Here is a 15,124-nt window from a genome sequence, read left to right as displayed (position 1 = left end):
CACGCGCGACCGGGCTCAGACGAAGGCGCTCATGCCGCCCGCGCCGGTGGTGGGCATGGTGGGCATGCCGCCGTTCTTGGGCTGCAGGGTGCCCACGCCGGTGGAGTCGTCGCCGACGTACTCCACGGCGGCCGGCGCGAAGTCCGGCCGGGGGCGGCTCTGCTCGATGAACTGGCCCAGCGACATGCACATGAAGTTGATGCCGGCCACGACGGCGGTGAGCATCGCCACGGACTTCATCTGCTTGCCCAGCATCCCCCTGACCACCATGCCCATGCGCGTCAGCGTCACGAAGATGGCCAGCGCGATGGCCGCCGCGGCCCCGGGCCAGGGGGCGAAGAGGGGCTTGAGCTTGTTCCAGCCGGCGAGCAGCAGCATGACGGTGGCCACGACCGTCACCACCTCCGCGGCCCAGTGGTAGGCGTTGGCGATGCTGCCCATGCCCTGGCCCACACCCTGGTGGTACTGCTCGGCCTTGTCCATCTGCTCGAGGAAGGTGTCCACGGACTGGTTGAACGCCTCGCAGGCGGGCCCCTTCCACCACTCCTTCTCGTTGCACTCGTCGCGAAGGGTGCGCACCGCCTGCTTGATGCCCGCGAAGTCCATGTCCCCGCCGCCTTCAGGCTGGCTCCACCGCTCGGCGGCGAGCTGCATGCTGTGCGGGTTGGACACCATCGTGCCGATCATCAGCGCGATGTTCCTGGCCATCGGGTACTCGTACAACATCGCGGCCGCGGCGGTCGCCGTGGTGGCCGCGTAGATGAACTGCCCGCGATCGCTTCCTGTGCCGACCATGTGGTTCCTCTCAGACCTCGCCGATCACGGGCGGGGCGATGTCGATGTCGTCCAGCCAGTCCGCCTCGTCGCCGCGCACGTAGTCGGGCTTGTCCCGCTCGTTGTTCTGGTCGCCGCCGGCGCCGCCCATCGGCGGCATGAACGGCATGCCCGCCATTCCGCCCATGCCGCTCATGCCGCGCGCCGAGGCGGGGCCGGCCGTGGCGGCGGCGGGCTGCATGCCACCGGACGAGACGCCCGTGGGCGAGCCGGTGGACATCCCGGGGCCGAGCGAGGTGCTCGTGCCGGGGATGGTCGGGGTGGGCGTCGTGCCGAGCTTCGTGGGGTCGAACCCGGCCAGCCCGGTCTTGGTGGGGTCGGTCGGCAGGGAGGTGTTGACGTCGGGGACTTTGTGGTTGAGCTGGTCCTCGATGGACGGGGTGGTGGGCAGCGCGGCGTTGGCGTCCGGCAGGTTCGCGTCGGGCAGGTTCGCGTCCGGGACCTGGGCGTCCGGGAGGTTCGGGTCGGGGACGTCCGTGTCAGGCAGGTCGGTGTCGGGCAACTGGGAGTCCGGGAGCTGCGAGTCGGGCAGCTCGGAGTCGGGCAGCTTCGTGTCCGGGAGCTTGGAGTCCGGGAGCTTGGAGTCCGGCAGCTTCGTGTCCGGGAGGCTGGAGGACGGCAGGTCGCCCGCGCCGGGCAGACCGCCGCCGCCCAGTGATGCCGGGTCGAAGCCCGGCCCCTGGTTCCCGCCGAGGCCCCCGTAGGGGTCGGTCTTGATGATGCCGTCGTTGTCCTTGTCGGCCTTCTGGTAGTTCTCCTCCAGCTTGGCCAGCGCCGTCCGGTAGTCCGACAGGACGTCCCTGGCCGTCTTGAGGGTGTTGTGGGCGTTGTCCTTGAGCTGGTCGTGGGCGTGGTTGAGGCCGATGCCGATGACGCCGAAGGCGGGCGGCTCGACCCGGATGCCGCCGACGTTCTGGGCGATGGTGTTCATGTTGGGCGCCTGTTCGCCCAGGTTCTGGCCGACCTGCTTGATGCGGCCGTCCTCGAACTGGATCGTGGCACCCGACAGCGAGCCGGCCGCGTCGCCGTTGGCCATGCACACCCCTCCCCGCCCATAAATCGCGTTATGTCCGGACCTGGCTACGATATCGACAAAAATCAACTTCTAGCGTGAACAGTTGGCCAATGATCTAGACGCCTGTATGATCCGGATGGCAGCCTTTCCGCATGCGGATCAAGACCCTGATAGCAGGCGCGTGCGGCCTGGCCGTACTGCCTCTCACCGGCGTGGGCACGGCGGATGCCGCAACGGCCGCCTCCACGCTGCAACTGCCGTTCCCGTGTGGCGAGAGCTGGGTGGGCAGCAGCAAGAGCTCCGCCCACACCGCGGGCTACGAGATCGACTTCAACGGCAGCGCGACCGACGGCAACGCCGACCTCGGCAGGACGGTCGTGGCAGCGGGCGCCGGCACGGTGATCATGTCGGAGTACCGGAAGACGGACGGCTTCGGCAACGTCATCAAGATCCGGCACTCGGACGGCACCGTGACCCTGTACGCCCACCTGAACGCCCGCTCGGTCGGCAAGGGCGCGACCGTCCGCCAGGGCCAGAAGATCGGCACCGTGGGCAAGTCGTCCGCCAAGTACAACCTCATCGCCCACCTGCACTACGAGCAGCGCACCTCGTCCGGCGCCATCGTGCCCGCCAAGTTCAACGGCACCACCTACCGCTACCCGAACCAGACGCTGACCTCCCGCAACTGCGGCGGCGGCACGCAGCCGCAGACCGGCAGCAACAACGGCAACAACGGCGGCGGAAGCAGCAACCCGTACTCGGCCACGCAGGTCTGCGGCTCCGGCTTCAAGCAGATCGACTCGCAGAGCCTCGGCTCCGCGGGCAAGGTCGTGCTGCTCTACTCGGCCGCCACCGGCCAGAACTGCGTCACGACGCTGCGCAACAGCGGCTCGGGCAAGGCGGCCGTGCAGGCCTACCTCCAGGTCCAGGGCAAGGCGCGCAAGACCGACTCCGGCAGCTACCAGTACTACGCGGGCCCGGTGAAGGACACCGCCCGCAAGACCTGCGTGAAGTGGGGCGGAGCCATCGGCTCCGCCAAGTACGACAGCCCGCTCGAGCACTGCGACTGAGCTCAGACCAGCGTGGATGGGGTGGTGCCTTCGGGCCCACCCCATACGTCGTCGTCCTCGTAGAGGTTCGAGGTGCTCTCCCCGGCCGAGTCCTCGTTCCTGCCGCGGGCGGAGACGGGGGCGTGCATCATCGGCATGCCCATGCCGCCGAGCCCCGCCCGGCCTGCCGCGGAGGCGGCGCCGGCCGCCGTACTGGCGCCGGTGACCGTCCCCGCGTTGCCCGTCCCGCCGCCGCCGGGGCCGCCCGTGCCGCCCATGCCCGGGCCGTTGCCCGAGTAGGTGGTGGTGGCGTTCGGGCCGTTGGGCACGCCCGGCTGCGAGGGGTCGTAGCCCGCCAGGTTCGTGGAGCCGTAGTCGCGGGGTGCGGCCGCCGTGGGCACGGAGGCCGCCGAGGGGACGCCCGGCGCGCCTGGCGTGGCGCCCAGGGTGTTGTCGGTGAGGCCGGACGGGTCGGGGCCGCCGTAGGCGTCGCTGTCGCCCACCCCACCCACGCCGCCGACGCCGCCCGTGCCGTCGCCGGGGTTGAGCCCGCCGGTTCCATAGCCGCCCGGGTACTGCCCGGCGGACGACGGGTAGTCGCCGTCGTAGCCGCCGGCGGACGGGCCGCCGGGGATCGAGCCGGAGCCGAACGAGGCGCTCTGGTAACCGGGCGCGTCGCCCGCGCTGAGGCTGCCGACCTGCGGGCCGCGCAGCCCCGTGTTGCCGAAGTTCGGCATGTCGGGGTCGACGACGATCGGCAGCGCCTGCTGCACGTCCACCGGCAGCTCCTCGTAGTGCTGCGCGATGCGCTCGTTGACCTCGCGCAGGTGCTGGCTGGCCCGGTCGCTGCTGCGCTTGATGCCGTAGAACGGGATCTGGTCGGCCCAGTCGATGTCGTCGTCGGAGCGGGAGTCGCGGCCCCTGCTCTCCACCACGTTGGCCTGCGCCCACTGCAGCGTGTCGCCGTACGGCTTGAGCGACCTGCCCATTTTGCCGAGCTTGGCGGCCAGCTCCACCACGCTGGCGTGCAGGCTGCGGAGCTGGAGCTGCGTCTGGTACGCCGCGGGCCCCTTGTAGTGCTCGGCCAGCTCGGCGGCCTTCGTCTTGAGGTCCGCGGCGAACTCGTTCAGCAGGGGCTCGGCGGCCTGGTAGTACAGCCCCGCGAGCTGGACCGCGGCCGGGTCGGTCGCGTCGATCATGTCCCGGATCTCACCGATCGTGTCGCGGAACATGCTCTCCATGAACCCGGCTTCCTGCACCGACGTGTCGATCGGCTGGTCACCGTGTCGGAGACTGAAGGTCTGGATCTCGGGCTGGTCAGCCATGGCGCTCTTCTTTCGTCTCAGGCCTGACGCGAGGTGGCTTCCTCGGTCGCCTGCTCGGCGGTCTGGGACGTCCGCGCGATCTCCAGCACGGCGTCGAAGGACTCCTCCGCCTGCTTGTTCAGGCTGGTGTAGAGGCCGCTGGTGGTGCCGGGCTCGCCGATCAGCAGCGAGTAGGCGCTGAACGCGGCCGTGCCGTACTGCATGGCGGCCGGCCACTGCCCCATCTGCTCCTGGCTGAGCGCGCAGTGCGTCTGGAGGTCCGGTAGCGAGCCGGCGCCCGTCGGGAGCTGGGGGCCCGGCACCGGGTCGCCGGGCGCGACGGCGTACTCCGTCACCGGGATGCCGGAGGAGGTGGTGAGCTTCTTGAGCAACTCGTGCAGGTCGCCGGCGATGCGCTGCACCTCGGACCGGTTGGTGTAGGGGTCCTCGCTCTCGTCCTTGTCCGACGCCCCCGGCCAGTTCGGGTCGAACTGGATGGCCATGCCGCCTCCCTCAGTTGCGGATCACCGGCGAGATGGTGCTCTCCGTCGCCGAGTGCCAGTCGTCGCGTTCCCCTGTCAGGTTCGTCCCCTGCTCGTGCTGCTCCTGCTCGCCGGCGGGCGCGCCGCCGCCCATCGGCATGAAGGGGTAGCCCATGCCGCCCGCGCCCGCCCTGGCCGCCGCCGCGGCGCCGGGCACGCCCGGCTGGGTGTACGAGCCGGAGCCGCCGATCACGGCGGGGGCGGCGCTGCCCGTGGGCGTGAGGTAGCTGGTCTGCGGGGTCGTGGCCGGGGTGTACGTCGTCGTCGGCGTGGTGGTGGCGGTGGGCGCCGGCTGGGTGCCCGCCGTCTCGGTGGCCCGCGGGTCGTGGGTCTCCGCCCCGGTCTGCGTGGTGCGCTCGGGGTCGGTGGTGCTGCTGTCGATCACGGACGGCGTGGTGCCGTCGCCGCCGTCACCCTGGCTCCCGGCCGGCGACGAGCCCTGGTCGCCGGGCGAGCCGGCGGAGCCGTCGGAGGAGCCAGGCGTGTCGGAGCCCGAGCCGTCGGAGGAGCCCGGCGTCTCGGTTCCCGGCCGATCCCCTGAGCCCGAACCCGAGCCCGAGCCGGAGGACCCGTCGGATCCGCCGGACGACCCGCTGGAGCCGGGCGACCCCGACGAACCGGACGAACCGGTGGAACCCGTCGAGCCGCCGGAGTTGCCGACGCTGTCCCAGCCGGACGAGCCGCCGGAGGACCCGCCGCCGCCTCCGGAGTCGCCGAAGGTGTAGGGCCGCTCCTGGTCGCCCGACGGCAGGTCCCGGCCGCCGGGGTCCGTGGCGGGCGTGACCGTCGGCAGGTCGATGGTCACGCTGGCAGGGATCTGGAAGTCGTACAGGTCGACGATCTGCCGGTTGAGCGTCTCCATCGCCCGCCTGGCGGCCTGGTCGTCCAGCTCGGACGCATGCGGGGTGGGGCCGGGCGTGGGCTCCGTGCCGATCGTCGGCTCCGTGGTGGGCTCGGCGCTGGCCGAGGCCGTCGGCGCCGGGCCGGGCGAGGGCCTGGGCTCGGCGTCGGACTGCCCGGTCGAGGCCGCCGCGCGCACGTCCTCGATGGCCGTCGGCAGGTAGTCGCGCCCGTACAGGGTGAGCGCCTGCGACATCTTGGTCATCGCGTCGGCCAGCTCGGTGCCGCTGGCGTGCAGCATCTGCAGCGCGCGCTGGGTCTTCGCGGCCGCCTCCGAGCGCCAGGCGTCGTTGAGCGCCACGCCGATGTCGGGCAGCGCGTCGGCCACCGCCTTGACGGCCTCGGCCACCCGGCCGTAGGTCATGCCGCGGTCGTGCACCTCCATCGGGGAGGTGCCGTCCAGCCACTGCTGGATCTGCTCGCGGGAGGCGGTGACCGCACCGGCGGTCGGCCGCCTGGAGGGGTCGCGGATGTCAACGGTCCGCTCAGCCACTGGCTCTCACTTTCAGCTTTCGCCCCTGACGGGGTTGGTGCGCTCATAGACCGCGGCGCTGTCCCTGATCGCCTGCACGACGCGCTGGCAGCACTCGACGTACTCCTGGTAGAGGCTCGCCAGGCGCTGCCCGCGGCCCTCCAGGGACACCTGACCGCCCGGGTCGGCCCCGGTGGTGCCCACGCTGTGCGCGAACGCGGCGGCGGTCGGCCAGCTCCCGATGTGCTGCTGGGTCAGGTCGAAGTACCTGGTGAGGGCCTCCACCGAGCCCGTGCCGCCGTCCTTGGTGCCGCCCGGGCCCTGCGTGGGCACCAGGGCGATCTCCAGGTCGTCGGCGACGGCGCGCATCTTGGCGACGTTGTAGTACAGGTCGGCGTCGGTGTCGTCCAGCCCCCGCCACGGCGCGGGGTCGAGCTCCCCCATGTTCCTCTCCTCACGCGTTCGGCCACCGCGGGCGGTGGCCGAAGAAAGAACGACGGCGGAGTGACGGCTCAGCCGTCGTACCACATCGCCTTGTTGCGGGCCTCCGCGGCCTGGTAGTTCTGGTTCGCGATCTGGACGACGCCGCGCAGCTCGACGAGGTTCGTGCTCATGGTGGCGGCGGCCTTGTCCCACTTGTCCTTGTAGCGCAGGAACTCGGCCTTGGCGCCCTCGACGTCGCCGTCCCAGTTCTCCTGGAGCTGCTGCAGCAGCTTGGCCACCAGGTCGTCGAGGGCCTGGTCGAAGGCCTTGACGATGTCCTCGTAGTCCTTGGCGGCCAAGTCCATGTTCTTGAAGTTGACCTTTGTGAAATCCAGCTCAGGCATGCCGGTCCCCCTCTACTTGACGTCCGCGTTGATGAGCGCTTCGACCTTGCCGACACCGGCCATGACGTCTTCGTCGTTCATGCTGTACGTGATGGCGTTCGCGCCCATCTTCTCGGCGATGCCCTCGAGGTCCTGCCGGACGGAGCGCATCTGGGCGTCCCAGCTCTCCATGATGGTGCGGAACCGGTTGGCGGCCGGGCCGAGCCAGTCGGCCTGGAGCAGACCGTTGGAGGTGGTCTCCACGGCGACCCGCAGACCCTCGATGAACTGGGCGGTGTCAGTGACGTTCCCCGCCGCCAGGTTGATCTGGGAGCTCGACGCCCCAAAATAGCTCACTTGCTACCTCCATGGTGTGCAATTTCGGTCGCTTATCCATATAAGCACCATTTGCCTCTTGAGTAACAGGCGTCCCTATGGCGAAGGTGTAACAGGATCTCGACAAGGGAGCAAACCTGCTGGTAAATCAGAGGTCAAGGTCGCGGCGGATGCGGTCCAGCTCGCCCATGACGTTCTCGAACGCCCGGTCGTAGTTGGCCTCCGCCTGCTTGATCGGGGCGAGCAGGGCCTGCGGGTCGTTGATGAGGCGCGACGGGTTGACGGCCGTCCCGAACAGCTCGGCCATGAGCTCCTCGGTCGCCCGCTGCAGGTCCGCCGTCGCGGCGCTCACGGCTTCCTTGATCTTCTCGGACAGCTCCACGGCCGCCAGGCGCATGGCCTTCGGGTGGATGTCCAGGGTGCGGATGCCCTCCCCGGCGTACTCGACGACGACCATGCCGTCGGCGTCCTCGCCCCTGCCGACCAGCAGCGGCATGCGCCTCTGCAGCTCATCGGACTTGGCGAGCTGCTCGTCGACGCCGCGCAACAGACGTTCCACGTCTATGTTGGCGAAGTCCCCGAAATCCGTCACGAGTCACATCTTGCACCAAGAGCCACGTTCACGGCGTGGTTGTGCTCACATCCGGTGCGATCCAGTCAAAGTTCTGCGAACCAGCCGGAAGCCGTCCAGGGGCGGGCGGCTCCTTGAAGGAGGGGTAGTCGCTCACGTCGAGCCTGGCCCGCTGGAAGTCGATGGCGGCGACGCCCGTCGGCGCCACGTAGCCGAACTGGCGCTCCTTCTTGGCCATGGTCGTCAGCGTGTCGCCGCCCTTGGACAGCAGCGCCCCCATCACGCCGGTGCCGATCGTCACCGCCGTGAGCACCTTGGCGCCGGTGAGCTGCTCCAGCAGCATCCCCAGGGCCCGCGTCTGCGGCGCCGGGAACATCTTCAGCCACAGCGCCCTGACGAGCGCCGCGACGGCAGCCGCGCCCAGCACCGAGATGGCCACCCAGTACGCGCGGAAGGCGGCGGCGATCTCGTCGAGCACCTTGCCGATGTCGTCGAACATCTTGCGCAGGGCGCCGATCTCTCCGTGGAAGCGCGCGTGCACCCGCGCGTACTCCTGCTGGTCGGCCGCGATCCACCCGGTCTCGGAGGTCTTGAGTATCTGCGGCATGAGGTTCTTGATCCCGTCGTCGAGCCGGGCGCTCATGCCGACGCTCCAGATCGTGCCCGCCCGCGCGATCTCGCCCTCGTCCGCGTTGACGGTGGCGGCGACCATGACGGCGGGGACGACCCAGGCGGACATCCGGCCGGCGGCCCGCAGCGCGGACAGCCCCCTGGAGGCGGAGCTCTCGGCGCCGGCGGCCGACAGGGAGCCGAGTTTCCCGCTCTCCGGGTTGAGCGGGATCAGCGGCGAGGAGCCCCGCGAAACCGGGGAGAGCGAGTTCAGATACGGGTCGCTCATGCGCGGTATCCGACCATGTTCGCGTTCTCCGCGGCGGTCCAGTTGCGCTCGCAGTGGGTCATGGCCGTCACCCAGCTCTCCAGGGTGTCCATGGCCTGGCCCATGATCTCGTCACACCGGGCCTGGACGTCCTTGTAGGTGCCGCCGATGATCTGGTCGCCGAACGTCCCGAAGCCGTTGCCCTGGACGTCCGCGGCCGGGATCATGCCGCGGACGAAGCCGACCATGTCGTCCTTCAGCTCCCGGTCGATGCGCCCGCGCGTCTTGCGGATGGTGCTCGAGGTGATGTGGATCTCGCGTGTGGTTCCCACGGATCTGAATTCTTGCGGTGGTTTGCACCTGTTTCATCACTCATAGCGGGATTTTTCTGATCACTTCAGCGGCCGGTCATCCGGCCATCTCCAACTGTTAACCCGGACCGGGTGGCGTGCTCGCATGAGCTCCCGCGACTTCAACCCCGACGACCTCGACAGCCTCCTGCGTGACAGCGAGCGCTCGCTGCGCGAGCTGACGAGCATGATCGGCGAGCTGCAGAGCATCTCCGGCGCGGGAGAGAGCCGCAGCGGCGCGGTCACCGCCACCGTGGACGCCAACGGCCGGCTCGACCAGCTCAAGCTGGCCGCCAGGGCGAGCCGCATGGAGCTGGACGAGCTCACCGAGGAGATCGTCCAGGCCGTGCGCGCCGCCCAGGACGACCAGACCCGCAAGACCATGGCGCTCATCCCGGTCTCACCCCAGCTCACCGGCGTCTCCGTGGAGGAGATCCAGCGCCGGTTCGACGAGATCCAGGACTCCTTCACCCGGGACATGCACGAGCGGATGGCCGACCTGGAGGCCATCCGCCGCCGCTCGCTCTCGGACGACTGAGGCCGGGGCTCAGCCGCCGAGCCCGCGCACCCAGGCGTACACGTCCAGCACGCCCAGCGCCAGCGGCACCAGCGCCACGATCAGCAGCCACTCCACGATGTCGGCGGCCCGGCCCCAGAACGGCGACAGCCGCCCGTCGGGCAGCCAGACCCCCATGCCGACCACGATCATCGCGGTCCACAGCAGGCCCAGCAGCACGGCGATGGCGGCCAGGCCGCCCACCACGACGCCGATCTCCACCGCCACCGCGGCCAGCCCGCCGAAGCCGACGAGCATCAGCCACATCCGCTGGCCGACGCCCTGGAACACGCGCGCCCGCATGAGCTGCGCCAGCGCCAGCACCACGGACATGATGGCGGCGATCCACGTGCCCTCGGCCAGGAGCAGGGCGTGCGCCCCGAGCCCGACCAGGCAGATCGCCACGATCATGCCGGTCGCGTAGCGCTGCGCCGCGCCGGTGCGCTGGAGCACGGAGGCGCTGTCGAGGTTCTGGTTGTCGCCGCGCAGCTCCTCGGCGTTGGTCGGCATGGTCGGCAACGGCACCCTGGCCAGGCGGAAGGACAACACGGGCACCAGCGGCCCGAACGCCATCACGACGGCCGCCGCCACGGCCGCCACCCCGCCCGGGGACGCCTCCGCCACCATCACCACGGCCGCGCACACCGCGCCCACCATGGCGGCGATGGCCGTGCCGAGGAAGCCGGGCACGCCGTCGGCGATCGCGGTGCCGCCGATGGTGGCCACCAGCGCGGTGCACGCCAGCGCGCCGAGGAGCTGCGGCGACCCCATCGCCGCCAGCCCGCCGCCCGCCGCCGGTGCCAGCAGCCCGGCCAGGAACGCGTACGGCAGCGCGGCGTGCCCGATCACCGCGCCCGCCCCCGAGTGGCCGACCGCCCTGGACAGCGCCACGCCGACCCCGACGAGCACCAGCGCCAGCGCCCCCGCCACGATCGCGGTGACCAGCGGCGTCAGCCCGCCGAACGCCAGCGCCACGACCCCGGCGAGCAGCAGCCCGCAGGCGGCCCCGCCGCCCATCGCGCGCGTGTGCCTGGCCTCCCAGCTCCCCCTGCCCTCGCGCACGCCGGTGGCGACCACGTCGGCCACGTCGTCGAAGCGGGCGGGCGGCAGCACCACCTGGCGCGGCCGCAGGTAGAGGATCTCGCCGTCGAGCACGCCGAGCTGGGCCAGGCTCTGCCCGAGGTCGAACGGCGGCCCGCCGATGCGCTGCAACGTCCAGCCGGGCGCCGCGGCCGTCTCGCCGCCCAGCTCGCCCATGGCCCGCAACAGGCCGGGCAGCACGTGCGGCAGCGGGATGTCGGCGGGCAGCGCCAGGTCGGCCTTCCTGCGCGGGCCCACCACCGTGACATGGCAGAGCGGCGGAAGCGGCGCGGGCATCTGGTGCAGTCCGTGCGCGGAAGGCGGGATCTCGGCCAGCGAAGTCACAGGGCCAACATAGCGAGGATGAGTTAACTCATACCTCAACTCGGACGTAAGGCACATCTGGTAAGAAGGTTCTTCCGAGCATCAGAAGGGGCCTGTCCAAGGGTGAGCATCGTCGTCGTACGGCGTCCCGAGCGCCGTCCCAGCCCGAAGCCGCCGCGTGGCGAGATCCTTCTGGAGTCGCCCCCGGAGATCCCCGAGATCCAGTCACAGGGCATGATGGCGGCCCTCACCTGGCTGCCGATGGTGGCCGGCGCCGCGGCCATGGGCCTGATGTTCACCGCCAACGGCACCAACGCCAACCCCATCATGTACGTGGCCAGCGGCCTGTTCGCCTTCTCCATGGTGGGCATGACGCTGGGCCAGATCGGCCGCCAGGCGGGCGAGCGCAAGCAGCGGCTCAACGGCGCCCGCCGCGACTACTTCCGCTACCTGGCCCAGATCCGCAAGCGCGTCCGCAAGGCCGCCATCCAGCAGCGCGAGGCGCTGGAGTGGAGCGGCCCGGCCCCCGACACGCTGTGGTGGACCGCGATGGGCCCGCGCCTGTGGGAGCGCCGCCCCCGCGACGAGGACTTCAGCACCGTACGCCTGGGCACCGGCACCCAGAAGCTGGCCGTCCAGCTCATCCCGCCGGACTCCAAGCCCGTCGAGGACCTCGACGCCCTGACGGCGGGCGCGCTGCGCAGGTTCATCCGCACCCACTCCACGGTCTCCCAGCTCCCGGTGGCCGTGGCGCTGCACTCCTTCGCCCGGATCAAGCTGGACGGCGACCCGGCCATGGTCCGCGACCTGGTGCGCGCGATGGTGGCGCAGATGGTGACGTTCCACTCGCCGGACGACATGCGGATCATGGTCTGCGCCGGCCGGGAGTGGATGGGCCACTGGGAGTGGGTCAAGTGGCTGCCGCACGCCCTGCACCCGGAGGAGAACGACGGCGCCGGCCAGGTCAGGCTGATGGCCGAGAACCTGGCCCAGCTCGACCGGCTGGTGGGCGGCGAGCTCAAGGAGCGGGCCCGGTTCAAGCCGGGCGCCTCGCCGGACGCGCTGCCGTACCACGTGCTCATCCTGGACCACGGGCACGTGCCGCAGGACTCGCAGCTCGGCGCGGACGCCATCGACGGCGTCACCGTCATCGACCTGTCCAACTCCTCCGGCACGGTCGAGGAGCGCAGCACGCTGCGCCTGCGCATCAACCAGACCGGCTTCCACATGGTCAAGATCGACCACGCGGGCAAGGAGAGCACGAACCGGCTCGGCGACCCCGACGCGCTCGACTACATCAGGGCCGAGGGGCTGGCCCGCCAGCTCGCGCCGCTGCGCGCGTCCACGGCCAAGGGCGGCGAGTCGCAGGACGTGCTGTCCACCAACACCACGCTGACCGACCTGCTCGGCGTCGGCGACCCCACCAGGCTGGACGTCGCCCAGACCTGGCGGCCCCGCGCCGGCCGCAACCGGCTGCGCGTCCCGATCGGGCTCGGCAGCGACGGGCGGCTGGTCGAGCTGGACATCAAGGAGTCCGCGCAGGGCGGCATGGGCCCGCACGGCCTGGTCATCGGGGCCACCGGCTCCGGCAAGTCGGAGCTGCTGCGCACGCTCGTGCTCGGCCTGGCCGTCACGCACTCCTCCGAGATACTCAACTTCGTGCTCGTCGACTTCAAGGGCGGCGCCACGTTCCTCGGCCTGGACGGCCTCTCGCACGTCTCCGCGGTCATCACCAACCTGGAGGACGAGCTGCCGCTGGTCGACCGCATGCACGACGCGCTGCACGGCGAGATGGTGCGCCGGCAGGAGCTGCTGCGCGCGGCCGGGAACTACGCCTCGCTGCGCGACTACGAGCGCGCCCGCGAGCAGGGGGCCGCCCTGCAGCCGATGCCCACGCTGTTCGTGGTGCTCGACGAGTTCAGCGAGCTGCTGTCGGCCAAGCCCGAGTTCATCGACCTGTTCGTGATGATCGGGCGGCTCGGCCGGTCGCTGGGCGTGCACCTGCTGCTGGCCTCGCAGCGGCTGGAGGAGGGACGGCTGCGCGGGCTCGACACGCACCTGTCGTACCGGATCGGCCTGCGGACGTTCTCGGCCATGGAGAGCCGGGTCGTGCTGGGCGTGGCCGACGCCTACGAGCTGCCGTCCGCGCCGGGCAACGGCTACCTGAAGTTCGACACGACCGGGATGACCCGGTTCAAGGCCGCGTACGTGTCGGGCCCGTTCACGCCCGCCGCCGGGCACGTGGCCACCGCCGACGGGACGGCGCCGATCAGGGAGGTCGTCCCGTACGGCCCCGACTTCGTGCCCGTGCCGCTCGTCGAGGAGCCGGTGGACGCCACTCCCCAGGAGGAGAACAAGTCGCAGCAGAGCCTGCTCGACGTCGTGGTCTCCCGGCTGGTCGACAAGGGCCCGCCCGCGCACCGCATCTGGCTGCCGCCGCTGGCCGAGCCGCCGACGCTGGCGCACCTGCTGCCGCCGCTGTCGATCACGCCCGAGCTGGGGCTGACGACGCCGGGCTGGCCGGGGCGCGGGCGGTTGCAGGCCGTCGTGGGCATCATCGACCGGCCGTTCGAGCAGCGGCGGGACCCGTACTGGCTGGATCTGTCGGGCGCGTCGGGGCACGTCGGCGTGGCCGGCGGGCCGCAGAGCGGCAAGAGCACGGTGCTGCGTACGCTGATCGCCAGCATGGCGCTCACCCACACACCGGCCGAGGTGCAGTTCTACTGCCTGGACTTCGGCGGCGGCGCGCTGTCGGGGCTGGAGGGGCTGCCGCACGTCGGCGGCGTGGCCAGCAGGCTGGACGCCGACCGGGTGCGCCGGACGGTCGCCGAGATCGCCGGCGTGCTGCACCAGCGCGAGCGGATGTTCACCGAGCAGGGCGTGGACTCCATGGTGACCTTCCGCAGGCGGATCGCCGACGGCTCGCTCAAGGGCGACGGCTGGGGCGACATCTTCCTCGTGGTGGACGGCTGGCTCACGATCAGGCAGGAGTTCGACGCGCTGGAGCCGGTCATCACCGACCTGGCCGCGCGCGGCCTGGGCTACGGCATCCACGTGGTGGCGGCCACGAACAAGTGGTCGGAGTTCCGGCCCGGCATCAGGGACCTGTTCGGCACCAGGATCGAGCTCAAGCTGGGCGACGCGTACGAGTCGGAGATCAACAGGAAGAAGTCGCTGGCCGTGCCGGAGGGCGTGCCGGGGCGCGGGTTGACCAGGGACGGGCTGCACTTCCTCAGCGCGCTGCCGCGCATCGACGGCGTGCAGGACGCCGAGGACCTGACGACCGGCGTGCAGGGGCTCGTCACGGCCGTGCGGGACTCCTGGCAGGGCCCGCCCGCCAAGAGCGTGCGGCTGCTGCCCTCGGTGCTGCCGGCCGCGTCGCTGCCCGGGGCCGAGGAGAGCGGCGCCAGGAGCAGGATCGCGATCGGCGTGGACGAGGCCACGCTGTCGCCGGTCTTCCTCGACTTCGACACCGACCCGCACTTCGTCGTGCTGGGCGACAACGAGAGCGGCAAGTCCAACCTGCTCAAGGTGATCACGGAGAACGTCGCGGCCAGGTACGAGCCCCGCGAGGCGATGATGATCTTCATCGACTACCGGCGCTCCCTGCTCGACACCGCCGTGGGCGACAACCGCATCGGCTACGCCGCCTCCGCCAAGGCCGCGCTCGACCTCGTGTCGGACGCCCGCAACGCGCTGCTCAAGCGGCTCCCACCGGCCGACCTCACCCCCGAGCAGCTGCGCGCCCGCGACTGGTGGAAGGGCTCCGACCTCTACATCGTGGTCGACGACTACGACCTGGTCTCCGGCTCGAACAACCCGCTGATGCCGCTGGCCGACCTGCTGCCCCAGGCCCGCGACATCGGCCTGCACCTGATCCTGTCGCGGGCGATGGGCGGCTCGGGCCGGGCCATGTTCGAGCCGCTGATCCAGCGGCTCAAGGACATGGCCACCCCGGCCGTCATCCTGTCCGGGACCAAGGACGAGGGTTTCCTGTTCGGCAACGTCCGCGCCCAGCCGCTGCCGCCGGGACGCGGTTTCCTCGTGGACAGGAAGTTCGGCTCCCGGCTGACGCAGACGGCGCTCTGGCCACCGACGGAGGACTGAC

General features: G+C 71.0%; 15 protein-coding genes. 3 read left to right on the top strand and 12 right to left on the bottom strand.

The genetic code is table 11. The features are described 5' to 3' along the window. Window positions 1-15: 15 nt before the first annotated feature. Together LCN96_RS06110 and LCN96_RS06105 are read right to left on the bottom strand one after the other, a co-directional pair. On the bottom strand, window positions 16-795 hold the full coding sequence (locus tag LCN96_RS06110; RefSeq protein WP_225271594.1) for a WXG100 family type VII secretion target: 780 nt from the start codon (window positions 793-795) through the stop codon (window positions 16-18). 10 nt (window positions 796-805) lie between these two features. Then, a complete protein-coding gene (locus tag LCN96_RS06105) occupies window positions 806-1,870 on the bottom strand; it encodes a hypothetical protein (protein WP_225271593.1) in 1,065 nt (354 codons plus the stop codon). Window positions 1,871-2,001: 131 nt separating this feature from the next. Between LCN96_RS06105 and LCN96_RS06100 the strand changes: the two genes are divergently transcribed. Further along, complete coding sequence (locus tag LCN96_RS06100) at window positions 2,002-2,919, top strand: M23 family metallopeptidase (protein WP_225271592.1); 918 nt, start codon at window positions 2,002-2,004, stop codon at window positions 2,917-2,919. Between the two features lie 2 nt (window positions 2,920-2,921). On the opposite strand, the gene LCN96_RS06095 is transcribed toward LCN96_RS06100, so the two are convergent. The 9 genes from LCN96_RS06095 to LCN96_RS06055 form a co-directional block, all read right to left on the bottom strand. Next, a complete protein-coding gene (locus tag LCN96_RS06095; RefSeq protein WP_225271591.1) occupies window positions 2,922-4,223 on the bottom strand; it encodes a hypothetical protein in 1,302 nt (433 codons plus the stop codon). 17 nt (window positions 4,224-4,240) lie between these two features. After that, complete coding sequence (locus LCN96_RS06090; RefSeq protein ID WP_225271590.1) at window positions 4,241-4,705, bottom strand: hypothetical protein; 465 nt, start codon at window positions 4,703-4,705, stop codon at window positions 4,241-4,243. Window positions 4,706-4,715: 10 nt separating this feature from the next. Continuing rightward, window positions 4,716-6,137 (bottom strand): hypothetical protein, encoded by a 1,422-nt coding sequence (locus LCN96_RS06085; protein WP_225271589.1) that lies wholly within the window; start codon window positions 6,135-6,137, stop codon window positions 4,716-4,718. Window positions 6,138-6,149: 12 nt separating this feature from the next. Then, window positions 6,150-6,560 carry a hypothetical protein gene (locus LCN96_RS06080; RefSeq protein ID WP_225271588.1) on the bottom strand — a complete coding sequence of 137 codons (411 nt, stop codon included), beginning with the start codon at window positions 6,558-6,560 and terminating at the stop codon, window positions 6,150-6,152. A 68-nt stretch (window positions 6,561-6,628) separates the two neighbouring features. After that, window positions 6,629-6,943: a WXG100 family type VII secretion target gene (locus tag LCN96_RS06075; RefSeq protein ID WP_225271587.1), complete on the bottom strand. Its 315-nt coding sequence runs from the start codon at window positions 6,941-6,943 to the stop codon at window positions 6,629-6,631. Between the two features lie 12 nt (window positions 6,944-6,955). Then, entirely contained in the window at window positions 6,956-7,279 is a 324-nt protein-coding gene (locus tag LCN96_RS06070) for a WXG100 family type VII secretion target (RefSeq protein ID WP_225271586.1), read from the bottom strand. Between the two features lie 127 nt (window positions 7,280-7,406). After that, complete coding sequence (locus LCN96_RS06065) at window positions 7,407-7,850, bottom strand: YbaB/EbfC family nucleoid-associated protein (protein WP_225271585.1); 444 nt, start codon at window positions 7,848-7,850, stop codon at window positions 7,407-7,409. Between the two features lie 28 nt (window positions 7,851-7,878). Continuing rightward, a complete protein-coding gene (locus LCN96_RS06060) occupies window positions 7,879-8,727 on the bottom strand; it encodes a WXG100 family type VII secretion target (protein ID WP_225271584.1) in 849 nt (282 codons plus the stop codon). Continuing rightward, window positions 8,724-9,038, bottom strand: a complete 315-nt coding sequence (locus LCN96_RS06055; RefSeq protein WP_225271583.1) for a hypothetical protein — start codon at window positions 9,036-9,038, stop codon at window positions 8,724-8,726. The genes LCN96_RS06060 and LCN96_RS06055 overlap by 4 nt, the downstream gene beginning before the upstream one ends. 124 nt (window positions 9,039-9,162) lie before the next feature. Between LCN96_RS06055 and LCN96_RS06050 the strand changes: the two genes are divergently transcribed. After that, a complete protein-coding gene (locus LCN96_RS06050) occupies window positions 9,163-9,594 on the top strand; it encodes a YbaB/EbfC family nucleoid-associated protein (protein ID WP_225271582.1) in 432 nt (143 codons plus the stop codon). A gap of 9 nt (window positions 9,595-9,603) precedes the next feature. On the opposite strand, the gene eccD is transcribed toward LCN96_RS06050, so the two are convergent. Then, the gene (eccD, locus tag LCN96_RS06045; protein ID WP_225271581.1) at window positions 9,604-11,037 is read right to left on the bottom strand and encodes a type VII secretion integral membrane protein EccD; all 1,434 of its coding nucleotides are present in this window, start codon (window positions 11,035-11,037) and stop codon (window positions 9,604-9,606) included. 102 nt (window positions 11,038-11,139) lie between these two features. On the opposite strand from eccD, the gene eccCa reads away from it, so the two are divergent. Beyond that, a complete protein-coding gene (gene eccCa / locus LCN96_RS06040) occupies window positions 11,140-15,123 on the top strand; it encodes a type VII secretion protein EccCa (RefSeq protein WP_225271580.1) in 3,984 nt (1,327 codons plus the stop codon). Window position 15,124 lies beyond the last annotated feature (1 nt).

This window comes from Nonomuraea gerenzanensis, from assembly GCF_020215645.1.
GTDB lineage: Bacteria > Actinomycetota > Actinomycetes > Streptosporangiales > Streptosporangiaceae > Nonomuraea > Nonomuraea gerenzanensis.
Note: the sequence above shows the minus strand (reverse complement) of the source record. Positions and strands in the feature narration are given on the sequence as shown.